The organism is Phycicoccus mangrovi, from assembly GCF_018729305.1.
Lineage (GTDB): Bacteria > Actinomycetota > Actinomycetes > Actinomycetales > Dermatophilaceae > Phycicoccus > Phycicoccus jejuensis.
The window spans coordinates 101,760-122,246 of sequence record NZ_JAHHWP010000011.1 but is presented as its reverse complement, the minus strand read 5'-3'; the positions used below and the strand labels follow the sequence as shown (position 1 = coordinate 122,246).

Genomic DNA, 20,487 nt, shown 5'->3' with positions numbered 1-20,487 from the left:
CGTCGTCACAGTAGCCCTCCGTCCTGAGGTGTGAGGGGCGAACCCCGCTGTGCCAGCACTTCGGCGAGGACGTCGATCCGATCGGCCACGAGGCCGTCGACCCCGAGGTCGAGCAGGCGGTGGAACTCGGCGGCGTCCTCGAGCCGGCCGTCGTGGAACCAGACGTGCACCTGCTTGCCGAGGTCGTGCGCCCGCCGGACGAGCCCGGGCGTCACGAGGACGAGGGTCCGGCCGGCGACGTGGTGCTCGGCCGGGATCTGGAGGACCGGCGCCGGGGTGTGCAGCATCCGGGCGAGCAGGACAGGGGAGAAGCGCAGCGCGGCGGTGCCGACCTGTCCGGCGGCGGTGGCGACGCGGGGGCCGAGGGCGCGGCGCAGCGCCCGGATGCGGCGTGGTGAGAACGACCCGAGGCAGACCCGGTCGAGGGCGTCGTGCTCGCGCAGGAGCGCGACCGTCGGCTCGAGCGCGGCGTCGGCCTTGACGTCGATGTTGAAGCGGGTCGTCGGGAACGCCTCGAGGAGGTCGCCCAGCAGCGGGACGGGCTCCGTGCCGCCGACCCGGGCCTCGCGGACCTCGTCCCACGTGAGGTCCGCGACGGCGCCGCGGGCGTCCGTCACCCGGTCGAGGACGGTGTCGTGGAACGCGACCACCTGCCCGTCGCGCGTGGCGTGCACGTCGGTCTCGAGGTAGCGGTACCCGAGCTCGACGGCGCGGGCGAACGCGGCCCGGGTGTTCTCGAGCCCGACGTTCGCGGGCAGGAGCGAGCCCCCGCGGTGCGCCAGCGCCAGGGGCGCCGGGTCCGAGAGGTAGGCGTGGTCGGCGGCCCGCACGGTCAGCGGGCGGCGGGGCGCAGCCAGACCGTCGTGTCGCCGGGCAGCGTCCCCGGGTGCTCGAGGGGGCCGGAGGCGACGAGGACCTCTCCGTCCGGGAGGCCGACCGGCGCCTGGCCGGTGTTCGTCACGACGAGCACGGCGTCGGCACCCTCACCGGAGCGGTAGGCCACGACGTCGCCGTCGGTCAGGGCGTCCCAGGTGAGGGCGTTGCCGCCGAGGCCGAGCTCGCGGCGCAGGCGCAGGAGGGTCCGGTAGAGCTCGAGCGTCGAGCCCTCGACGCCCTCCTGCCGGTCCACCGCCAGCGCGGCGTACGCCTCGGGCTGGGGGAGCCACGGGTGGTCGCCCGGGCCGAAGCCGAGGCTCGGGCCGTCGGCGGTCCACGGCATCGGGACGCGGCATCCGTCGCGGCCGACGACCTCGCCCTTGGTGTGGTGGAAGGTCGGGTCCTGGCGCACGTCGTGGGGCATCGTCGTGTGCTCGGGCAGGCCGAGCTCCTCGCCCTGGTAGAGGTACGCGCCGCCGGGCAGGCCGAGCATGAGCGCGGTCGCGGCGCGGGCCCGTCGCAGGCCGAGCTCGGCGTCGGGCTGGGGGTCGTCGGCGGCGATGCCGTTGGGCCGCGGGCCGTCCTGCGGCAGGCCGAGGCGCGAGGCGTGGCGGACGACGTCGTGGTTGGACAGGACCCACGTCGTGGGCGCGCCGACGGCGTCGTTGGAGCGCAGGGAGGACTCGATGACGGCCGCGAGCTCGCCTGCGTGCCACGGCGTCTCGAGGAAGTCGAAGTTGAACGCCTGGTGCATCTCGTCGGGGCGGACGTAGAGGGCGAGGCGCTCCTCGGGCTTGACCCACGCCTCGGCGCAGAGGATGCGGTCGGGTTCGCCGTAGGAGTCGAGGACCGTGCGCCAGGAGCGGTAGATCTCGTGGACGCCGTCCTGGTCCCACATCGGGGCGCGGCCGGTGCCGGTGTGGTCGAGCACGGTGCTGTCGGCGTCGGCGTCGGCGTCGGCGTCGACTCCGTCCTGCGGGCCGTCCTCGGTGAGGACCTCGTCGTAGAGGCCGACCGCGCCGTGCCAGTCGGGCAGGCCCTCCTCCTTGACCAGGCCGTGGGCGACGTCGACGCGGAAGCCGTCGACGCCGCGGTCGCACCAGAAGCGCAGGATGGACTCGAGCTCCTCGCGGACCTCGGGGTTCTGCCAGTTGAGGTCGGGCTGCGTCACGTCGAAGATGTGGAGGTACCACTGGCCGGGGGTGCCGTCGGCCTCGGTGACGCGGGTCCAGCCCTTGCCGCCGAAGACGCTGGGCCAGTTGTTCGGCGGCTCGTCACCGTTCGGGCCGCGGCCGTCGCGGAAGACGTAGCGGTCGCGCTCGGGGCTGCCGGGGGCGGCGGCCAGGGCGGCGCGGAACCAGGCGTGCTCGCTGCTCGTGTGGTTGGGGACGAGGTCGACGAGGACCTTGAGCCCGAGGTCGTGGGCGGTGGCGAGGAGGCGGTCGGCGTCCTCGAGGGAGCCGAACAGCGGGTCGATGTCGCGGTAGTCGGCGACGTCGTAGCCGGCGTCGTTCATCGGCGAGACGTAGAAAGGGCTGAGCCAGACGGCGTCGACGCCGAGGTCGCGCAGGTGGGGCAGGCGCGCGGTGATGCCGGGGAGGTCCCCGATGCCGTCGCCGTCGGCGTCGGCCCAGCTGCGCGGGTAGACCTGGTAGATGACGGCGTCGTGCCACCACGGGGCGCCGGGTGCGTCGGCCGGGTGGACCGTCGTGCCGGGGGCGGTCAGGGGGCTGCGGGAGGTCTGCGCGCTCACCGTGCCCATGCTCCCAAACAGCGGCGGCCGGCGCGAAACGAGGTCGGCGTGTCTCGCAGGGCGGGCCGCGTGGGATGGGGGTGCGACCCGGCTCGGTCGCCGGCCCGGACCGTCCAGCCCGGCCGGGCGGTAGGTGCTCTCCCAGCCTCCTTGCCGATGCGAGGTTTACCTTGCGCGCCGTAAGGAATCACTTCCGGCTGGAAGGTTTCCCTTCCGGGGTGCACGTACGTGGTTGCGAGTGGAAGGGAAACCTTCCGGGGTAGCAGGAGGCTGGGGGAGTACCTGTCTCCCGGCCGCTCTCAGGTTCGCGGGCGCGTCGCCCCACGGCTGCGGTGTCAGGGTGTCAGGGGCGGGTGCCCGTGCCCGTCGTCGGTGTTGACGAGCATGTGCGCGGCCCGCAGGAAGTAGTCGCGCATCTGCTCGGCCTGTGGCTCGGGGATGCCGGCCGCCTCGACCGCGCCGAGCATCGCCCGCATCCACCGGTCGCGCATGTCGAGCGTCACCGCGAACGGCACGTGCCGCATCCTCAGCCGGGGGTGACCGCGCTCCTGGCTGTAGGTCGTCGGCCCGCCGAAGTACTGCTCGAGGAACATCCGCAGCCGCCGCTCCGCCGCCGCGAGGTCCTCCTCGGGGTAGAGCGCGCGCAGCGGCTCGTCCGCGCGCACGTTCTCGTAGAACGCGTGGACCAGCCGCTCGAACGTCGGCGCGCCGCCGACCTCCTCGTAGACGCTCACGAGTGCGCCCCCGTCGCGAACGGCGGCAGCGGCGGGCCCTGGATGCCGGCCGCGTCGAACGCGTCCTTGAGGCGCAGCCGCAGCTCGCGCTGCACCCCGAAGTTCTCGCCGGGCAGGCACTTGACGAGCACCCGCACCGTGACCGTCTGGCCCGTGATCGCGTCGACGCCGAGCACGGTCGGCGGCTCGGTGATCTTCGGCTCCCACTCGGGGTCGTTGCCGAAGTCCTCGGTCGTGCGGCGCACGACGTCGAGCACCTTCTCGATCGGCTCGAGGTAGGACACCGGCATGTCGATCCACGCCGCCGCATACCCCTGCGACAGGTTGCCGATCCGGATGACCTCGCCGTTGCGGACGTACCAGGTCACGCCGTTGGCGTCGCGCAGCCGGGTCACCCGCAGCGTGACCTCCTCGACCGTGCCGATCGCCTCGCCCGTGTCGATGACGTCACCGACCCCGTACTGGTCCTCGAGGATCATGAAGATCCCCGAGAGGAAGTCCTTGACCAGGCTCTGCGCCCCGAAGCCGATGGCCACGCCGCCGACGCCGGCCGAGGCCAGCAGCGGCCCGAGCGGGAGCCCGAGCAGCGCCATCACCGTCAGCGCGGTGATGATCGCCAGGACGAAGGTCGAGATGCTGCGCAGCAGCGACCCCATCGTCTCCACGCGCTGGCGGTGCCGTTCGTTGGCGATGCCGGTCGCGTTGGCGAGGACCCGCCCCGCCCCGCCGCTCGTGGCCAGCCGGCTGGCGGTCCGCGAGGTCATCGTCGCGACGACCCGGCCGATGAGTCGGTGCGCCGCCCAGCGGGCGACGAACCCGAGGACCAGCACGAGGACGATCTTCACGCCGTTGGTGAGCGCCCACTCCTGGAGCTTGTCCCAGTAGGTGCTCACCTCCTCGGCGGTGGGGGTGGCGGCGTCGAGCAGGGAGAGCAGGTCAGTCACGGGCATCGCGCTCCTGGGCGGCGAGGGCGCGTGCCACCGGGTCACGGTTCTCGGCGACGAGGCGGCGCAGCGCGGCGGGGGCGTCGGACGTGCCGTCGAGCCAGGCCTGCGTGGCCTCCAGCAGGTGGGCGTCGACGAGCGGGTGCGGGTAGAAGCCGGCGACGATGGACTCGACGAGGGCGTGGGAACCCTTCTGCTGCACCGTGTCCAGCATCGCGTGGTAGCGCTCCACGAACGGTGCGAGGAGATCGGCCGGGGTGCCGGGGCGGGCGAAGCCCATGCCGCTGGCGTCGACGATCGCGTTCGGGCGGCCGGTCTCCTCGACCGCCTCGCGCCAAGCGCGCTCCTTCGCCTCGGTCGTCGGCACCGCGGCGAGGGTCCGGGCCGCGCGCTCGCGAGCGGTCGCGGTGTCCTCGCGGCGCAGCTCGGCGGCGACCTCGTCCTCGGACGACGCCCCGGCGGCGGCCAGCGCGGTGAGCAGCGTCCAGCGCATCTCGAAGTCGACGTCGAGACCGTCGAGCACCTCGGTGCCCTCGTAGAGCCCGCGCAGCGTCGTGGCGTCGTCGCCGGCCGAGGTGAACCCGGCGGCGGCGGTGACGAGCTGGAGCTGCGCGTCGCTGCCGGGGGCGGCGGCGCGGGCGATCTCCCACAGCCGGTCGCGGGTCGCCGCACGCGTCGAGTCGCGGTGCGCGGGAGCCGTGTACGACAGCACCGCGGTGCGCAGCTGCATGAGCAGCGTGCGCAGCAGGGTCGAGTCGCTCTCGCCGGGAAGGCTCGCGAGGACGAGGTCGGCGAAGCGGCGGGCGCCCATCTCGCCGTCGCGGGTCATGTCCCACGCCGAGGCGAGGACGAGGGCCCGGGGGAGCGACGAGGTGAAGCCGCGCGGGTGGGCCAGCGCCGTCGCGAGCGAGCGCTCGTCGAGCCGGATCTTGGCGTAGGCGAGGTCGTCGTCGTTGACGAGCAGCAGGTCGGGCTGCTGCCGGCCGACGAGCGCGGGCACCTCGGTGCGCTCACCGTCGACGTCGACCTCGAGGAGGTCGGTGCGGTGCAGCCCGCCGTCGCGCTCCTCGTAGAGACCGATGCCGAGCCGGTGCGGGCGCAGCGTCTCGTAGCCCTCGGCGAAGGTCTGCTCGACGGCGGCCGAGGTGATGCGGCCGTACTCGTCGACCTCGACGACCGGCCGCAGCGTGTTGACGCCGGCCGTCTCGAGCCAGAGGCGCGACCAGGCGCGCAGGTCCCGACCCGAGGTGGCCTCGAGCTCGGTCAGCAGGTCGTCGAGCGTCGTGTTGCCCCAGGCGTGCTTGCGGAAGTAGGTGCGCAGGCCCTCGCGGAACGCGTCCCGGCCTACGTACGCCACGAGCTGCTTGAGCACCGACGCGCCCTTGGCGTAGGTGATGCCGTCGAAGTTGACCTCGACGTCCTGCAGGTCGTTGATCTCGGCGACGATCGGGTGGGTCGTCGAGAGCTGGTCCTGGCGGTAGGCCCAGTCCTTCTCGTAGGTGCCGAACGTCGTCCACGCGTCGACCCACTCGGTGGCCTCGGCCTGGCACGTCGTCGACGCCCACTCGGCGAAGGACTCGTTGAGCCACAGGTCGTCCCACCAGCGCATCGTCACGAGGTCGCCGAACCACATGTGGGCGAGCTCGTGCAGGACGGTCAGGGCGCGGCGCTCCACGAGCGCGTCGGGGACCTTCGAGCGGAAGACGTAGACCTCGGCGATGGTGACGCAGCCCGCGTTCTCCATCGCGCCCATGTTGTACTCCGGCGAGAAGAGCTGGTCGTACTTCGCGAACGGGTACGCGCAGGCGAACTCCTCCTCGAAGAAGGCGAAGCCCTTCTTCGTCAGCGCGAAGAGGTTGTCGGCGTCGAGGTAGGGCGTCAGCGACTTCCGGCAGAAGATGCCGAGCGGCACCTCGCCGCCGCGCGTGCTGACCGAGTCGCGGACGACGTCGTACGGCCCGGCGACGAGCGCCGTGATGTAGCTGGAGATCCGCGGCGTGCGCTCGAACTCCCACGTCGCGGTGCCCTCGCCGGCCGGCTGCGGCTCCGGCGTCGGGGAGTTGGAGACGACCTGCCAGTGCGCCGGCGCCGTGACCGTGAAGGCGAACTCCGCCTTGAGGTCGGGCTGCTCGAAGACGGGGTACATCCGACGGCTGTCCGGGACCTCGAACTGCGTGTAGAGGTAGACCTCGTCGTCGACCGGGTCGACGAAGCGGTGCAGGCCCTCGCCGGTGTTCGTGAAGCGCCCGGTCGCCTGGACGACGACCTCGTTCTGCTCCGCGAGGCCGGTCAGCCGGATGCGGCTGTCGGCGAAGTGGGCGGCCGGGTCCAGCGCGGTGCCGTTGACCGTGATCGACTCGACGGAGGCGCCGACGAAGTCGAGGAAGGTCTCGGCGCCCGGCTGCGTGCACGTGAACCGGATGGTGCTCCGGGTCGGGAATGTCGCCTCGCTCGCCGTCACGTCGAGGACGACGTCGTGGGTGTCGACGGAGACGAGGGCCGATCGGGCCGCTGCCTCGTCTCGCGTGAGGTTCGTGCCGGGCACGGGTGCTCCTGTCGTTCGCAAGCGTGGAAGGGCGCCCGTCCACGGGCGCCCCGAGGACCATCCTGTCACGGGCCGCCACCCCGCGACCGGCGGCGGGGTCACGGTGGCAGGATGACGCGGGTGAGCACCGAGACCACCCCCACCGCCCGCGCCTCCGCCGAGTTCTGGTTCGACCCCCTGTGCCCCTGGGCCTGGATGACCTCCCGCTGGATGGGCGAGGTCGAGAAGGTCCGCGACGTCGACGTCACCTGGTCGGTCATGAGCCTGTCGGTCCTCAACGAGGGGCGCGACCTGCCCGAGGAGTACCGCGCGTTGATGGAGAAGGGCTGGGGGCCGGTGCGCGTCGTCGTCGCCGCCCGCGCCGCGCACGGGGACGACGTCGTCAAGCCGCTCTACGACGCGATCGGCACCCGCATCCACCACGAGGAGCAGGACTACGACACCGCGATCGCCGGGGCGCTCGAGGAGCTCGGGCTGCCGGCGGACCTCGCGGGCGCCGCGACGTCGGACGCGCACGACGCCGAGCTGCGCGCGAGCCACCAGCGCGCGATCGACCTCGTCGGCGACGACGTGGGCACGCCGGTCGTCGCCGTCGACGGCGTCGCGTTCTTCGGCCCGGTCGTCACCCCCGCCCCGAAGGGCGAGGCGGCCGGCCTGCTCTGGGACGGCTGCGTCCTCGTCGCCCGCACCCCGGGGTTCTACGAGCTCAAGCGCTCGCGGACCCAGGGCCCGATCTTCGACACCGAGGGCTGAGCGGTGGCCCGCGTCCACCTCGGCGCCGACCACGCCGCCTTCGAGATGCTCCACGACCTCGCGGCCTTCCTCGAGGCCGAGGGTCACGAGGTGACCAACCACGGTCCGCACACCTACGACGCGCTGGACGACTACCCGGTGTTCGTCCTGCGTGCGGCGCAGGCCGTCGCGGCCGACCCCGAGGCGCTCGGGGTCGTGCTCGGCGGGTCGGGCAACGGCGAGCAGATGGCGGCCAACAAGGTCCCCGGCCTGCGCGCCGCTCTCTGCTACGACGAGGAGCTCGCCCGCCTCGCGCGCGAGCACAACGACGCCCGTGTCATCTCGATCGGTGCCCGGATGACCGACCCCGAGCTCGCCCGGACGATGGTGCGCACCTTCGTCGCGACCCCCTTCAGCGGCGAGGAGCGGCACGTGCGCCGCCTGCGGATGATCGAGGCCTTCGAGGCGGACGGGACCCTGCCGCCCGCTCCCTGACCGGCGCGTCGCCCGCAGCGGTCGCCCCGTGTCAGGGCGATCGCCTACTGTGGCGCTGCCCGGACGACGACGCAGGGGGTGAGCATGGCCACAGGAGTCGAGCTCCCCGGCGTCGCGCGCCACGACCCCGGGGCCACCCGGCGGACGGTCGTGGCCGGCCGGTTCTCCGGCGTCGACCAAGGGCGCGCCCTCACCTGGGGCCTGGTCGCGCTCGTCATCCTGCTCGGCATCGGTGTCGTCTTCGACCCCGAGCTCGTCGCCATCTCCTTCGCCTTCCCGATCGTCGTCGTCTCCGGCCTCGTGCTCGAGCCTCGGCGCCACGCCGTCGTCCTCGCCGCGGCCGGAGCCGTGGTGCTGCTCTGGGGTCCGCTCGCGCAGCTGAGCGTCGCCCGCGTGCTCGGGGTGTACGTCGCGGTCGCGCTCGTCATGGCGCAGACGGTCGTCATCTCCCGCTCGCGGGCGCTCGTCGGCACCCGGGGGCTCGGTGCCGACCGGATGTTCGCCGACCTGCGCGACCGCATCGACCAGGTCGGGCGGGTCCCGGCGCTGCCGGCGGGCTGGCGTGCCTCCTCGAGCATCCTCTCGGCGCACGGCGACCGCTTCTCCGGCGACTTCGTCATCGCCAACCTGTCACCGGCACGGGACCGGCTCCAGGTGGCGCTCGTCGACGTCAGCGGCAAGGGCACGGGTGCCGGCGTGCGCTCGCTCCTGCTGTCCGGCGCGCTCGGCGGCCTGCTCGGGTCGGTCTCCGCCGACGGGTTCCTGCGTGCCGCCAACGACTACCTCGTGCGCCAGGGCTGGGACGAGGGCTTCGCGACCGCCGTGCACCTCGACCTCGACCTGCGCAGCGGGGCCTTCTCGATCGGCAACGCCGGCCACCCCGCCCCGGCGCTGTTCACCGCCGGCCGCGGCCGGTGGACCGTCCTCGAGGGCCTGCACGGCCCGCTGCTCGGGGTCGTCCCGGACGTCGACTTCCCGCGGGCCACCGGCCGCCTCGACCGCGGCGACGCGTTGCTCGTCTACTCCGACGGCGTCATCGAGGCCCGCGGGCGCGACCTCACCGACGGCGTCGACCGGATGCTCGGCGTCGCCGCGGCGTCGGTCGTCAAGGGCGGCGACATCGCCCGCGATGTGTGCGCGACGGCGCGTTCGGGGCAGGATGACGACCGGTCCGCCTTCTCGGTCCACCGCGGCTGAGGCCCGGCGAGCAGGCGGCCGGCCCGCCTCCCCGACCCGAAAGGCCCGACCCGTGGCACCCGGCCCGGTCCTCGACCACGAGCCCCGCGAGGGCGTGCGCACCTTCACCCCGCGCTGGCGCAACAGCCCGCTGACCGACGAGCGGATGGCGACGCTGCTGCCCGCGCGCACGCTGCCCGACGGTCCGCTCGACCCGCCCGTCGCGTTCGGCCGGACCGGCCCCGTCGTGCTCGAGATCGGCAGCGGCCACGGTGCGGCCGCGGTCGCGTTCTGCCGCGCCCATCCCGAGGCCGACCTCGTCGCCGTCGACGTCCACGTGCCCGGCGTCGCCCGGATGCTCGCCTCCGCCGAGGAGGCCGGCCTGCGCAACCTGTGGGTGCACCCCGGGGACGTCCTGCCGTTCCTCGGCGACCGGATCGCCCCCGGCACGCTCGACGCGGTGCACCTGTTCTTCCCCGACCCGTGGCCGAAGTCCCGCCACGCGAAGCGGCGGTTCGTCCAGCAGCACACCCTGACGCTCATCGCCTCGCGGCTGCGCCCGGGCGGTCATCTGCTCATCGCGACGGACATCGCCTCGTACGCCGAGCACTGCCGCGAGCAGCTCGCCGCGCACGGCGGCTACGACGTCGTCGAGGGGGAACGGCCCGACTGGCGCCCCGAGGACGGCTTCGAGGCCAAGGGGCGGCGCGCCGGACGGTCGGTCCACGAGTTCCGCTGCACCGTGCGCGCCTGAGCGGCCCGAGGGGAGGCGACACGCAGGTGCCGAGGCGCGACCGTCTGCGTGTTCCCTGCTCTCGATGCTCCGACGGGGCAGCCGGACCCGCCGTCGCCGCTCCCGCTCCTCCGTCGCGGGACCGGCTCCGCCTCCCGTCATCCGCCACCACGACAAGAGGCTCGAAGGGCGCTTCGCGCCCGACGAGCCTCGTGTCGGGGTAGCCGGATTCGAACCGGCGGCCTTCCGCTCCCAAAGCGGACGCGCTACCAAGCTGCGCCATACCCCGTGACGCGCGGGCGTCCTCGTCGATTTCCGGATCCCGCGCGAGCCGCCCTAGGCTAGCGGTGCCCTCGCGGTGCACGCCGACGAGGTGCGCGGGCGTAGCTCAATGGTAGAGCCCCAGTCTTCCAAACTGACTACGCGGGTTCGATTCCCGTCGCCCGCTCCACGGCCCTCCCGGCCCCTCAGTAGTCGGGGTGCCCGAGCACCCCTCGACCCCGCACCAGCGTCCGCCGCCGGGCCGGCACCCGCGACCACACCGCCTGCTGCAACGCGAGCGTGAGGGCGCCGGCGACCGCCATCCCCGCGAGGTTGAGCCCGAGCTGCGCGAGCGACCCGGTCACCTCGTGCCAGGCGCCGAACGCCGCACCGAGCGAGACGTTGGCCGCCGCCGGGACCGTCGTCACCGAGATGAAGACGCCCGACAGCCCGCCGGTGCGCGCGGAGGTCAGCGACAGGACACCCGCCGCGGCCGCGATGACCGCGACGACGAAGCTCCAGCGGTCCGGGGTGTAGATGAACGCCGTCGCCGGGCGCTCGCCGACGATGTCGTCGTACGTCACCCAGCCGAGCGCCCGCCCGAGGAGGCCGGCCAGCGCCGTCACCAGCATCCCGGCGAGGAAGCCGAGCACGAGGGTGCGCGCCGCGATGCCGAGCAGGCCGGCCTTGCGGCGGACGATCGCCAGCCCGATGGCCGCGACCGGGCCGAACTCCGGCCCGAGCACCATCGCGCCGATGACGAGGATGGGGGAGTCCAGGACGATCGCCACGCCGGCGATGAGCGTCGCGAGCCCCATGAACGACAGGTAGGTCCAGTTGAGCTCGGCCTCCGAGTAGGCCCGGTGGCCGACCTCGGTCCACACGACGGCGTCGGCGCTGGCCCCGGGCGCGAGCCGCTCTGCCTCCAGGCCCGAGCGCGAGAGCCACGTGTCGACCGTCTCGACGCGGATCGTCCCCTCCTCGTGCACCCCGAGGGCGCGCAGCCCGTCGATCACCGGGTTGGCGCCCTCGCGGGCGATGTCGGCGGTGACGACGTCACCCGGGGGGATGCGCGAGGCGCCCCGGTGCACGGCGAGACCGGTGACGTAGTCGTCGGACTCCAGCAGCGCGAGGACGTCGTCGGTCAGCGACCCGGGGACGGAGATCCGCAGTGACAGCACCGCGCCAGTGTGCACCGGCGCGGTGCCGTCATCGCGTCACTTGCCGCCGTTGCCGCCCGCGCGGAAGGCGACCCACGCGTCGCTCATCCGCTCGGCCTGTCCACGGGTGAACATGTCCATGCAGGAGTCCTGCGTGTAGTCCATGAAGTTGTGGATGGGGTCCAGCCCCGGGGCGCTGCAGGTGTCGGCCCCGACCGGGCAGTCGAACTGCGGCTGCGCCTCCTTCGGGGTGTCGGTCACGTAGTCGCCGGAGGCCGCGCACCCGTGGGCGAAGGTGTGCTCGAGCATCAGCCAGTGCCCGACCTCGTGGGTCAGGGTGTCGCCGAGGGCGTACTTGCCCGCGGTGCCGCCGGGCATGGACTCGTCGAGCATGACGACGCCGTCGATGTGGTCGCGACCGTTGTTGTAGCCCTTCGGGAAGTACGCCCAGCCGAGCAGCCCGCCGCCGATGTTCGCCGCGTAGACGTTGAGCGTGCGCGAGTCGCCTTGGTGGAGCGCCTTCTTCATGTCGCGCTCGTTCTTGCCGGGCACGACCGTGTACCAGGCCGGGTTGGTCGTCCACGTCGTGCCGGTCAGGGTGAAGCGGAACGGGGTGTTCGCGGCGTCGGCCGAGGTGCGCCCGGAGTAGGAGTCGTTGAGCACCTTCATCTGGGCGGCGATGAGGGTGGTCCAGCGCGCCTTCTCGGCGGCGGTGAAGCCGTCGTCCGAGACCATGTGGAAGACGGTGTTGACCGTCACCGTGCCGTTGCCGAGGTACGGGGCGTCGGGTAGCACGCCGTACGCGTTGGCCTGGTTGTCCGGGTAGAGCTTCGGCTCGGCGGCGGTCGCGCCCTCGGCCGCACGGGCGGCGCCGCCCGGCGCGCAGGCGGCGACGGCCGGGGAGGGGGTCGCGCCGGCGGCCACGGAGCCGACGGTGCCGGCGGTCGGGACGGCCAGGGCGGCGGCGAGGGTGCCGGCCGCGGCGAGGCGGGTGAACGTGCTGGTCATCGAGGTCATCGTCGTCCTCCGAAGGGGACGTCCCCGGGTGGGGGACGCGCGGTGGTCGGGACGGTACTCGTCCGCGGTGTCGGGCGGTAGGTGCCGGGCGCCCGGGATGCCGAGAGGGCGATTCGGCCGCGCCGCGACGGGCCGCTAGCATGGGCCTTTGGTGTCGTCCCGGGCACCGGCGCCATGCGCGGCCCGGGTGCGGCCGGTGCGTCCGGCCCCGCGACCCGTGACCGTCAACCCCGACACCCCAGGTGGAGTGCCCGAAGTGAAGAGTGCCGTCGAGACCCTGAGCCCGACCCGGGTCAAGCTGACCGTTGAGGTCCCGTTCGACGAGCTGAAGCCGCTGCTCGACGACGCGTACCGGACCATCGGTGGCCAGATCCAGGTCCCCGGCTTCCGCAAGGGCAAGGTCCCGGCCCGGATCATCGACCAGCGCGTCGGCCGTGGCGCCGTCGTGCAGGAGGCCGTCAACGAGGCCCTCCCGCGCTTCTTCGCCGAGGCCGCCGAGGCCGAGGACGTCCGCGCCATCGGCCAGCCCGAGGTCGACGTGACCGCCGTGCCCCTCGAGGACGGCCAGGAGCTCACCTTCACCGTCGAGACCGACGTGCGCCCGACCATCGAGCTCCCCGAGCTCACCGGCATCGCCGTGAGCGTCGACGACGTCACCGTCTCCGACGAGGACGTCGAGGAGCGGATGACCTCGCTGCGCGAGCGCTTCGGCACCCTCGTCGGCGTCGACCGCGCCGTCGAGGACGGCGACCACGTCTCCATCGACCTGCGCGCCGAGATCGGCGGCGAGGAGATCGACTCCGTCACCGGCATCTCCTACGAGGTCGGCAGCGGCAACATGCTCCCCGGGATGGACGAGGCTCTCGCCGGCATGACCGCCGGCGAGACCAAGACCTTCACCGCGCCCCTGGCCGGCGGCGACCACGAGGGCGAGGACGCCGAGTGCACCGTCACCGTCCAGTCCGTCAAGGTCCGTGAGCTCCCCGAGCTCGACGACGAGTTCGCCCAGCTCGCCTCGCAGTTCGACACGATGGACGAGCTGCGCGCCGACGTCGTGACCCAGGCCGAGCAGGCCAAGAAGTACGAGCAGGGCATTCAGGCCCGCGACAAGGTCCTCGAGCACCTCCTCGAGACCGTCGAGGTCCCGGTCCCCGAGGGCATCGTCAAGGCCGAGGTCGACGCCCACCTCGAGGGCGAGAACCGGATGGACGACGACGAGCACCGCGCGGAGGTCGACGAGTCGACCCGCAAGGCGCTCAAGGCCCAGTTCCTCCTCGACGCCATCGCCGAGAAGCTCGAGGTCCGTGTCGAGCAGCCCGAGCTCATCGAGTACCTCGTGATGAGCGCGCAGCAGTACGGGATGGACCCGAACCAGTTCGCGCAGGCGCTCGACCAGCAGGGCCAGGTCCCCGCGATGGTCCAGGAGGTCGCGCGCCGCAAGGCGCTCGCGGCCGTCCTCGACGACGCGACCGTCACCGACGCCAGCGGCAACGCGGTCGACCTCGACGAGCTCGTGCCGGACGCCGAGGGTGACGAGGCGGCCGACGCGGAGGCCGTGGCCGACGAGGCCCCCGCGGACGAGCAGGCCGAGCAGGAGTCGGCGAAGGCCTGACGCCTCCCGCAGCAGCGACCGCACGGCGCCGCACCCCGACCGGGGCGCGGCGCCGTGCGTCGTGCGGGGGTGCGCCGCGCGAGGGCGTGCCGGCGTCAGGCGGCGGGCGGGGGAGCGGTCGTCGTGCCGACCCGCAGCGAGACCTCGAAGTCGACGTCGGCGACCGGCGCGCCGTCGAGGGCGGCGCGCACCAGCCGGCCGAGGGCGCGGCCCTTCTCGGCGCCGGGCTGGACGACGGTGGTCAGCGTCTGGTCGAGCCACGGCAGGTCGACCCCGTCGAACCCGGTGACGGACACCTCGCCCGGCACGTCCAGCCCGAGGGCCTGGGCCGCGCGGACCACCCCGGCCGCGAGCAGGTCGGCCTGGACGACGACGGCGGTCGGGCGCTGCGCCGCCGGGCGGTCGAGGAGGAGGCGGCCCGCCGCCTCGCCGGCGCCGACGGTGAGGGCGGCGGCCTGGACGACGGCGGCGTCCGGGCCCGCGAGGTCCCAGAACCCGCGCAGGCGGCCGCCGGCGTCCGGGTAGAGCGCACCCTCGAGGTCGGCGGCCGTCACGGCGCGCGTCGTGGCGCCGGGGTGCAGCGCCATCGCGACGGACGCGACGCGGGTGTGCCCGAGCCCGAGGACGTGCCGGGTCGTCAGGCCGATCGCGCCGGCCTCGTCGACCCGGACGTGCGCGACGCCGGGGTCGGCGGGCGAGCCGGCGCCGACGAGGGGGATGCCGCGGGCGCCGAGGTGGGCGACGACGGGGTTGTCGCGCAGCCCGCACAGGGGGAAGACGGCGGCGTCGACGGCCTGGGTCGCGAGCTGCCCGACCGCACGGACCGGGTCGTCGGCCGGCTGGGCGACCAGGAGCATCGAGCGGCCGGCGGCCTCGAGCTCCTCGGCGAGCCCGTCGAGGACGGCGAGCGCGAAGGGGTCGCGGAACGCGTCGCGCAGGGGGGCCTCGACGACGACCGCCACGGTGCCGACGCGGCCCTGCCGCAGGGACGAGGCGAGCGGGTCCGGGCCGGCGAAGCCCAGCTCCTCGGCCGCCGCGCGCACCCGGTCGGCGGTGCCCGGCGAGACCGGCCCCTTGCCGCTGAACACGAGGGAGGCGGTGGAGGTCGAGACCCCGGCCAGCTCGGCCACGTCGCGCAGGGTGGGACGGCGGTCCCCGGCTTGACGTGGCTGGCTCATGCGGCCGACAATATCGAATCGATTCGATCGAATCGATTCGACGCGGGTCACGACCGCGTCACGGACACCCACGACCACCACGACCCGAGAGCGACCCGTGACCTCCGCCATGACCGCCCCGCCCCTGTCCCGAGCCCGCGTCACGAGCGCCCGCACGGCCGTGTTCGTCGTCTTCGCGCTCGCCGGGCTCGTCTTCGCCTCGTGGGCGGCCCGCATCGCCGACACCAAGGTGGCGCTCGGCCTCAGCGCCGGCGAGCTCGGCGCGACACTGCTCGCCGCGAGCGTCGGCTCGGTCACCGGGCTGCCGCTCGCCGGCCGGGTCAGCAACCGGCTCGGCGCCGGCCGGACCGTGATGATCGGGATGGCCGTCTCGCTCGTCGGGCTGATCGGCACCGGGGCCGTCGTCGACGCCGGCGCCTCGCGCGGGTTCGTCATGGTCGGGCTCTTCCTCGTCGGCCTCGGCGTCGGCCTCTGGGACGTGTCGATGAACCTCGAGGGCGCCGCCGTCGAGCGGGAGCTCGGCACCTCCGTCATGCCGCACTTCCACGCCGCGTTCTCCGGCGGCACCGTGCTCTCGGCCCTCGTCGGGGCGGGGATGTCGGCCGCCGGCGTGCCGCTCAGCCTGCACTTCGCCGGGGCCGTCGTCGTCACCGTCGTCGGCGCCGCCTGGGCGCTGCCGCGCTTCCTGCCGCAGAGCCTCGAGCTCGAGGAGCCGGGCGAGGCCGTCGAGGGTGGCGGGCGCGAGCGCTCGGCCTGGCTCGAGCCGCGCACCCTGCTCATCGGCGTCGTCGTCCTCGCCGCCGCCTTCACCGAGGGCACCGCGAACGACTGGCTGGCCGTCGCGTTCGTCGAGGGTCACGAGCTCCCGACGTGGGCCGGGGTCCTGGCGTTCGCCACGTTCCTCACGTTCATGACGGTCGGCCGGCTGCTCGGCACGCGCCTGCTCGACACGCACGGGCGCGTCCCGGTCCTGCGGGTCAGCTTCGGCCTGGCCGTCGTCGGCGCCGCGCTCGTCATCTTCGGGGCCGACTGGCTCGCGTTCGTCGGCGCCGCCGTCTGGGGCGTCGGGGCCGCGCTCGGCTTCCCCGTCGGGATGAGCGCCTCGGCCGACGACCCCCGGCGCGCCGCCGCCCGGATGTCGGTCGTCGCGACGATCGGCTACGTCGCCTTCATCGCCGGCCCGCCGCTCCTGGGCTTCCTCGGCGACCGGGTCGGGGTGCTCCACGCCCTGCTCGTCGTCGGCGCGCTGGCCATCCTCGCCCTCTCCGTCGTCACCGCCGTCCGCGAGCCGGACGGTCGGCCGGTGGGGGAGCGGCCCCACGACCCCGCCGCGGGCAGCCCGGTCGGCTGACCCGGCCCGGGGGAACCCGGGGCGGGCCCGTGCACGCTCGTGCACGGGCCCGCCCTCGCCCGTTGTGCTCACGGCGAACACGGGACCGGCAGTGGAGTGCGGCGGGGTGGCCGGGCGTTAGGGTCACTGACAGGAACGACCCATCACGAGCGAGGAGCATCCCAGCGTGACCAGCACCGAGATCGTCGCCGCGGGCGAGGGCCAGAAGGCCGGCCTCGACGACTCCATCTACAACCGACTCCTCAAGGAGCGGATCATCTTCCTCGGGTCCGACGTGCGCGACGACAACGCGAACGCGATCTGCGCGCAGATGCTGCTCCTCGCGGCCGAGGACCCCGAGAAGGACATCTGGCTCTACATCAACAGCCCCGGCGGCTCGGTCACCGCGGGCATGGCGATCTTCGACACCATGCAGTGGGTCTCGAACGACGTCGCCACCGTCGCGATGGGCATGGCCGCCTCGATGGGGCAGTTCCTCCTGTCGGCCGGCACCCCGGGCAAGCGCTACGCGACCCCGCACGCGCGCGTCATGATGCACCAGCCCTCGGGCGGCATCGGGGGCACGGCGTCCGACATCAAGATCCAGGCCGAGCAGCTGCTCCACATCAAGAAGCAGATGGCCGAGCTGATCGCCGAGCACACCGGGCAGACCGTCGAGCAGATCGAGACCGACTCCGACCGCGACCGCTGGTTCACCGCGGCCGAGGCCAAGGAGTACGGCTTCGTCGACCACGTCATCACCAAGGCCGACATGGCGGGACGCCGTGCCGACAACCCGGTGACCGGCGACTGACCCCGGCCGAGACGACGCGAGAGAGAGACATGAACGCAGACCTGACCGGCCGCCTCCACGTGCCCGGCCCGAGCAGCCGCTACATCCTGCCGCAGTTCGAGGAGCGCACCTCCTACGGGATGAAGCGCCTCGACCCGTACACCAAGCTCTTCGAGGACCGCATCATCTTCCTCGGGGTGCAGGTCGACGACGCGTCCGCCGACGACGTCATCGCGCAGCTGATCGTGCTGGAGTCCCAGGACCCCGACCGCGACATCCTCATGTACATCAACAGCCCCGGTGGCTCGTTCACGGCGATGACGGCCATCTACGACACGATGCAGTACATCCGCCCGGACGTGCAGACGTTCGTCATCGGGCAGGCCGCCTCGGCCGCGGCGGTGCTCCTCGGCGCCGGCGCGCCGGGCAAGCGCTTCGCCCTGCCGAACGCCCGGGTCCTCATCCACCAGCCGGCGATCGAGGGGACCGGCGGCATGGCCTCCGACCTCGAGATCCACGCCAACGAGATCATCCGGATGCGCGGGTGGCTCGAGGAGACGATCGCCAAGCACTCCGGCCGCGAGCTCGACCTCGTCCGCAAGGACATCGACCGCGACAAGATCCTCTCGGCCGAGGGCGCGAAGGAGTACGGCCTCATCGACGAGGTGCTCGCCTCGCGCAAGGCCTCGACCGTCTGAGGTCCGCCGCACCTCGCACCACCGACGCCGCCCGGCTCCGTGAGGACCGGGCGGCGTCGTCGTGCCCGCGCACCACGCCGGCGAGGGCGGGGGCGGCACGACGAGGTCGGGAGGCAGGCGTCAGGATGGCGTCAGGACGCCGTCAACACCGCGTCGGCGACCCCTCGACGACCCACCGGGGTGCTGCGCTGGGGTCATGTCCGTCCGTCGTGACCTCACCCTCCTGCACGCCGCCGCGGCCTTCGGCCCGGTCCTGCTCGCCGCCCTCGTCGGCCTCGCCCGGGACGCGCTGACGCCCACCGTCGTCGCCCTGGTCCTCGTTCTCGTCGTCGTCGCGGTCGCCGCGGCGGGCGACCGGCTCTCCGGGGTCGTGGCGGCGCTCAGCGCGGCCCTCGGGTACGACGTCTTCTTCACGCGCCCCTTCCTCAGCCCGACGATCGCCTCGCCGGCGGACGTCGAGCTCGTCGTGGCCCTCGTCCTCGTCGGGCTCGCGGTGAGCGAGGTCGCGATCCGTGGACGACGGGCGCAGGCCGCCTCGGCCCGCCGCGAGGGCTACCTGTCCGGCGTCGCCGCCCTCCTCGACCTCGACGAGGGGACCGGCACCGCCGAGCGGAGGGAGGCTCTCGCGCGGGCCGTGGGCGAGGTGGTGGGGGTCGAGCGCGCCCGCTGGCACGACGGCCCGCCGGACCGCCGCGACGCCGTCGTCGGGCCGGACGGCCTGCTCCGCGTCGACGGCCGGGTGCGTGAGCCGGAGCGGGAGGGGCTGCCCACCGACCGCATCACGTCCGTCGTCGCCACCTCGCCACGGGGCGTCGTGGGGCACGTCTCGCTGACGTCCGCGGCGCGCGTGCGCCGGCCGACGCACGAGCAGCTGCGCGTGGCGGCGCTGCTCGTACGGGTGGCGGCGCCGCGGGCCGAGCACGAGGAGCCCGGACCCGCCGGGAACGACCTCGCGTTGCGCTGACAGCGAACCCACGCGACGCGCCGGGCCCGCGGGGGCTTCAATGGGTGCGGCGGAAACCGTCGGCGGGTAGCGTCGGGGGCGTTGTCGAGCCGAGGTGGAGGACGTTCCGTGGCACGAGTGGGAGAGACCAGCGACCTGCTGAAGTGCTCCTTCTGCGGCAAGTCGCAGAAGCAGGTCAAGAAGCTGATCGCCGGCCCCGGCGTCTACATCTGCGACGAGTGCATCGACCTGTGCAACGAGATCATCGAGGAGGAGCTCGCCGAGACCGGCGACCTCGGTCTCGACGAGCTGCCCAAGCCGCGCGAGATCTTCGACTTCCTCGAGAACTACGTCGTCGGCCAGGACGTCGCCAAGCGCGCGCTCGCCGTCGCCGTCTACAACCACTACAAGCGCATCCAGGCTGGGGAGGCCGGCTCCAAGAAGGACGCCGACCACGTCGACATCGCGAAGTCGAACATCCTGCTCATCGGCCCGACGGGCTGCGGCAAGACCTACCTCGCGCAGACCCTCGCGAAGATGCTCAACGTCCCGTTCGCCATCGCCGACGCGACCGCCCTGACCGAGGCCGGCTACGTCGGCGAGGACGTCGAGAACATCCTCCTCAAGCTCATCCAGGCCGCCGACTACGACGTCAAGAAGGCCGAGACGGGCATCATCTACATCGACGAGGTCGACAAGATCGCCCGCAAGTCCGAGAACCCGAGCATCACCCGGGACGTCTCCGGCGAGGGCGTCCAGCAGGCGCTGCTCAAGATCCTCGAGGGCACGACCGCGTCGGTGCCCCCGCAGGGCGGTCGCAAGCACCCCCACCAGGAGTTCATCCAGATCGACACGACGAACGTGCTGTTCATCGTGGGCGGGGCGTTCGCCGGGCTCGAGAAGCTCATCGAGTCCCGCAACGGCAAGAAGGGCCTCGGCTTCGGCTCCGAGCTCCACACGCCGAAGGACCTCATCGAGAGCATCCACGAGGTGATGCCCGAGGACCTCATGAAGTTCGGGCTCATCCCCGAGTTCATCGGCCGCCTCCCGGTCATCACGACGGTCGCGCCGCTCGACGTCGAGGCCCTCGTGCGCATCCTCACCGAGCCGCGCAACGCGCTCGTCAAGCAGTACCAGAAGATGTTCGACATCGACGGCGTCGTCCTCGAGTTCAGCGACGACGCGATCGAGGCCGTCGCCGAGCAGGCGCTCGCCCGCGGCACCGGCGCCCGTGGCCTGCGCGCGATCATGGAGGAGGTCCTCCTCCCCGTGATGTTCGACGTGCCGAGCGACGACGAGATCGCCAAGGTCGTCGTCACCCGCGACGTCGTCCTGCGCAACGTCAACCCGACGATCGTGCGCCACGACGACGAGGGCGGCCGCAAGCGCACGCCGCGCAAGCGCTCGGCCTGACGGCGCACCCCCGCCACGACGCGAGCCCGGACCGGTCGGTCCGGGCTCGCGGGCGTCCGGGGCCCGACCGCGACGGGTCGGTCACCCGGATCTG

At 73.3% G+C, this 20,487-nt stretch carries 18 protein-coding genes and 2 tRNA genes; 11 read left to right on the top strand and 9 right to left on the bottom strand.

Features of this window, described 5'->3' with window-relative positions; all coding sequences use genetic code 11:
- Window positions 1–5: 5 nt before the first annotated feature.
- The 5 genes from KMZ30_RS09295 to pepN all read right to left on the bottom strand — a co-directional run bounded on the left by KMZ30_RS09295 (window position 6) and on the right by pepN (window position 6,852).
- Window positions 6–830 carry a glycerophosphodiester phosphodiesterase family protein gene (locus tag KMZ30_RS09295; protein ID WP_215512675.1) on the bottom strand — a complete coding sequence of 275 codons (825 nt, stop codon included), beginning with the start codon at window positions 828–830 and terminating at the stop codon, window positions 6–8.
- 2 nt (window positions 831–832) lie between these two features.
- A complete protein-coding gene (locus KMZ30_RS09290) occupies window positions 833–2,638 on the bottom strand; it encodes a glycoside hydrolase family 13 protein (protein WP_215512674.1) in 1,806 nt (601 codons plus the stop codon).
- Window positions 2,639–2,964: 326 nt separating this feature from the next.
- Complete coding sequence (locus KMZ30_RS09285; RefSeq protein WP_030527435.1) at window positions 2,965–3,363, bottom strand: globin; 399 nt, start codon at window positions 3,361–3,363, stop codon at window positions 2,965–2,967.
- Window positions 3,360–4,313: a mechanosensitive ion channel family protein gene (locus KMZ30_RS09280; RefSeq protein WP_215512673.1), complete on the bottom strand. Its 954-nt coding sequence runs from the start codon at window positions 4,311–4,313 to the stop codon at window positions 3,360–3,362. The genes KMZ30_RS09285 and KMZ30_RS09280 overlap by 4 nt, the downstream gene beginning before the upstream one ends.
- Window positions 4,300–6,852 (bottom strand): aminopeptidase N, encoded by a 2,553-nt coding sequence (gene pepN, locus KMZ30_RS09275; RefSeq protein ID WP_215512672.1) that lies wholly within the window; start codon window positions 6,850–6,852, stop codon window positions 4,300–4,302. The genes KMZ30_RS09280 and pepN overlap by 14 nt, the downstream gene beginning before the upstream one ends.
- Before the next feature lie 111 nt (window positions 6,853–6,963).
- Between pepN and KMZ30_RS09270 the strand changes: the two genes are divergently transcribed.
- The 4 genes from KMZ30_RS09270 to trmB all read left to right on the top strand — a co-directional run bounded on the left by KMZ30_RS09270 (window position 6,964) and on the right by trmB (window position 10,009).
- On the top strand, window positions 6,964–7,605 hold the full coding sequence (locus tag KMZ30_RS09270; protein ID WP_215512671.1) for a mycothiol-dependent nitroreductase Rv2466c family protein: 642 nt from the start codon (window positions 6,964–6,966) through the stop codon (window positions 7,603–7,605).
- A 3-nt stretch (window positions 7,606–7,608) separates the two neighbouring features.
- Window positions 7,609–8,079 carry a ribose-5-phosphate isomerase gene (locus KMZ30_RS09265; RefSeq protein WP_256437935.1) on the top strand — a complete coding sequence of 157 codons (471 nt, stop codon included), beginning with the start codon at window positions 7,609–7,611 and terminating at the stop codon, window positions 8,077–8,079.
- An 84-nt stretch (window positions 8,080–8,163) separates the two neighbouring features.
- Window positions 8,164–9,276 carry a PP2C family protein-serine/threonine phosphatase gene (locus tag KMZ30_RS09260; RefSeq protein WP_215512670.1) on the top strand — a complete coding sequence of 371 codons (1,113 nt, stop codon included), beginning with the start codon at window positions 8,164–8,166 and terminating at the stop codon, window positions 9,274–9,276.
- Window positions 9,277–9,328: 52 nt separating this feature from the next.
- Window positions 9,329–10,009, top strand: a complete 681-nt coding sequence (gene trmB, locus KMZ30_RS09255) for a tRNA (guanine(46)-N(7))-methyltransferase TrmB (RefSeq protein WP_308279702.1) — start codon at window positions 9,329–9,331, stop codon at window positions 10,007–10,009.
- Window positions 10,010–10,203: 194 nt separating this feature from the next.
- Here the strand turns inward: trmB and KMZ30_RS09250 are convergent.
- Window positions 10,204–10,277 (bottom strand) — tRNA-Pro (locus KMZ30_RS09250).
- Window positions 10,278–10,365: 88 nt separating this feature from the next.
- On the opposite strand from KMZ30_RS09250, the gene KMZ30_RS09245 reads away from it, so the two are divergent.
- Window positions 10,366–10,439: transfer RNA gene (locus tag KMZ30_RS09245), tRNA-Gly, on the top strand.
- 16 nt (window positions 10,440–10,455) lie between these two features.
- On the opposite strand, the gene KMZ30_RS09240 is transcribed toward KMZ30_RS09245, so the two are convergent.
- Both KMZ30_RS09240 and KMZ30_RS09235 read right to left on the bottom strand, forming a co-directional pair.
- Window positions 10,456–11,430: a DUF389 domain-containing protein gene (locus tag KMZ30_RS09240; RefSeq protein WP_215512668.1), complete on the bottom strand. Its 975-nt coding sequence runs from the start codon at window positions 11,428–11,430 to the stop codon at window positions 10,456–10,458.
- Between the two features lie 36 nt (window positions 11,431–11,466).
- The gene (locus KMZ30_RS09235) at window positions 11,467–12,417 is read right to left on the bottom strand and encodes a zinc metalloprotease (RefSeq protein WP_215512667.1); all 951 of its coding nucleotides are present in this window, start codon (window positions 12,415–12,417) and stop codon (window positions 11,467–11,469) included.
- 265 nt (window positions 12,418–12,682) lie between these two features.
- Here KMZ30_RS09235 and tig point away from each other — a divergent pair, with 265 nt between their 5' ends.
- Window positions 12,683–14,038 carry a trigger factor gene (tig, locus tag KMZ30_RS09230; protein ID WP_215512666.1) on the top strand — a complete coding sequence of 452 codons (1,356 nt, stop codon included), beginning with the start codon at window positions 12,683–12,685 and terminating at the stop codon, window positions 14,036–14,038.
- A 95-nt stretch (window positions 14,039–14,133) separates the two neighbouring features.
- Here the strand turns inward: tig and KMZ30_RS09225 are convergent, their stop codons facing one another.
- Window positions 14,134–15,216, bottom strand: coding sequence for a LacI family DNA-binding transcriptional regulator (locus KMZ30_RS09225; RefSeq protein ID WP_215512665.1), 1,083 nt, complete (start codon window positions 15,214–15,216; stop codon window positions 14,134–14,136).
- Between the two features lie 97 nt (window positions 15,217–15,313).
- Here KMZ30_RS09225 and KMZ30_RS09220 point away from each other — a divergent pair, with 97 nt between their 5' ends.
- From KMZ30_RS09220 to clpX, 5 genes are all read left to right on the top strand, one after another.
- On the top strand, window positions 15,314–16,567 hold the full coding sequence (locus tag KMZ30_RS09220) for an MFS transporter (protein WP_308279701.1): 1,254 nt from the start codon (window positions 15,314–15,316) through the stop codon (window positions 16,565–16,567).
- A gap of 166 nt (window positions 16,568–16,733) precedes the next feature.
- Window positions 16,734–17,360: an ATP-dependent Clp protease proteolytic subunit gene (locus KMZ30_RS09215; RefSeq protein WP_036829374.1), complete on the top strand. Its 627-nt coding sequence runs from the start codon at window positions 16,734–16,736 to the stop codon at window positions 17,358–17,360.
- A gap of 29 nt (window positions 17,361–17,389) precedes the next feature.
- Window positions 17,390–18,037, top strand: coding sequence for an ATP-dependent Clp protease proteolytic subunit (locus KMZ30_RS09210; protein ID WP_030527423.1), 648 nt, complete (start codon window positions 17,390–17,392; stop codon window positions 18,035–18,037).
- 196 nt (window positions 18,038–18,233) lie between these two features.
- The gene (locus KMZ30_RS09205) at window positions 18,234–19,001 is read left to right on the top strand and encodes a DUF4118 domain-containing protein (protein ID WP_215512664.1); all 768 of its coding nucleotides are present in this window, start codon (window positions 18,234–18,236) and stop codon (window positions 18,999–19,001) included.
- A gap of 108 nt (window positions 19,002–19,109) precedes the next feature.
- Entirely contained in the window at window positions 19,110–20,393 is a 1,284-nt protein-coding gene (gene clpX, locus KMZ30_RS09200; RefSeq protein WP_030527421.1) for an ATP-dependent Clp protease ATP-binding subunit ClpX, read from the top strand.
- Window positions 20,394–20,487: the final 94 nt, after the last annotated feature.

What these genes read in the sequence shown, in the direction of transcription:
- KMZ30_RS09290 (WP_215512674.1), bottom strand. Translation starts at nt 2,638, where the DNA reads ATGGGCACGGTGAGCGCGCAGACCTCCCGCAGCCCCCTGACCGCCCCC.
- KMZ30_RS09280 (WP_215512673.1), bottom strand. Translation starts at nt 4,313, where the DNA reads ATGCCCGTGACTGACCTGCTCTCCCTGCTCGACGCCGCCACCCCCACC.
- KMZ30_RS09270 (WP_215512671.1), top strand. Translation starts at nt 6,964, where the DNA reads ATGACGCGGGTGAGCACCGAGACCACCCCCACCGCCCGCGCCTCCGCC.
- KMZ30_RS09260 (WP_215512670.1), top strand. Translation starts at nt 8,164, where the DNA reads ATGGCCACAGGAGTCGAGCTCCCCGGCGTCGCGCGCCACGACCCCGGG.
- KMZ30_RS09235 (WP_215512667.1), bottom strand. Translation starts at nt 12,417, where the DNA reads ATGACCAGCACGTTCACCCGCCTCGCCGCGGCCGGCACCCTCGCCGCC.
- KMZ30_RS09225 (WP_215512665.1), bottom strand. Translation starts at nt 15,216, where the DNA reads ATGAGCCAGCCACGTCAAGCCGGGGACCGCCGTCCCACCCTGCGCGAC.
- KMZ30_RS09210 (WP_030527423.1), top strand. Translation starts at nt 17,390, where the DNA reads ATGAACGCAGACCTGACCGGCCGCCTCCACGTGCCCGGCCCGAGCAGC.
- KMZ30_RS09205 (WP_215512664.1), top strand. Translation starts at nt 18,234, where the DNA reads ATGTCCGTCCGTCGTGACCTCACCCTCCTGCACGCCGCCGCGGCCTTC.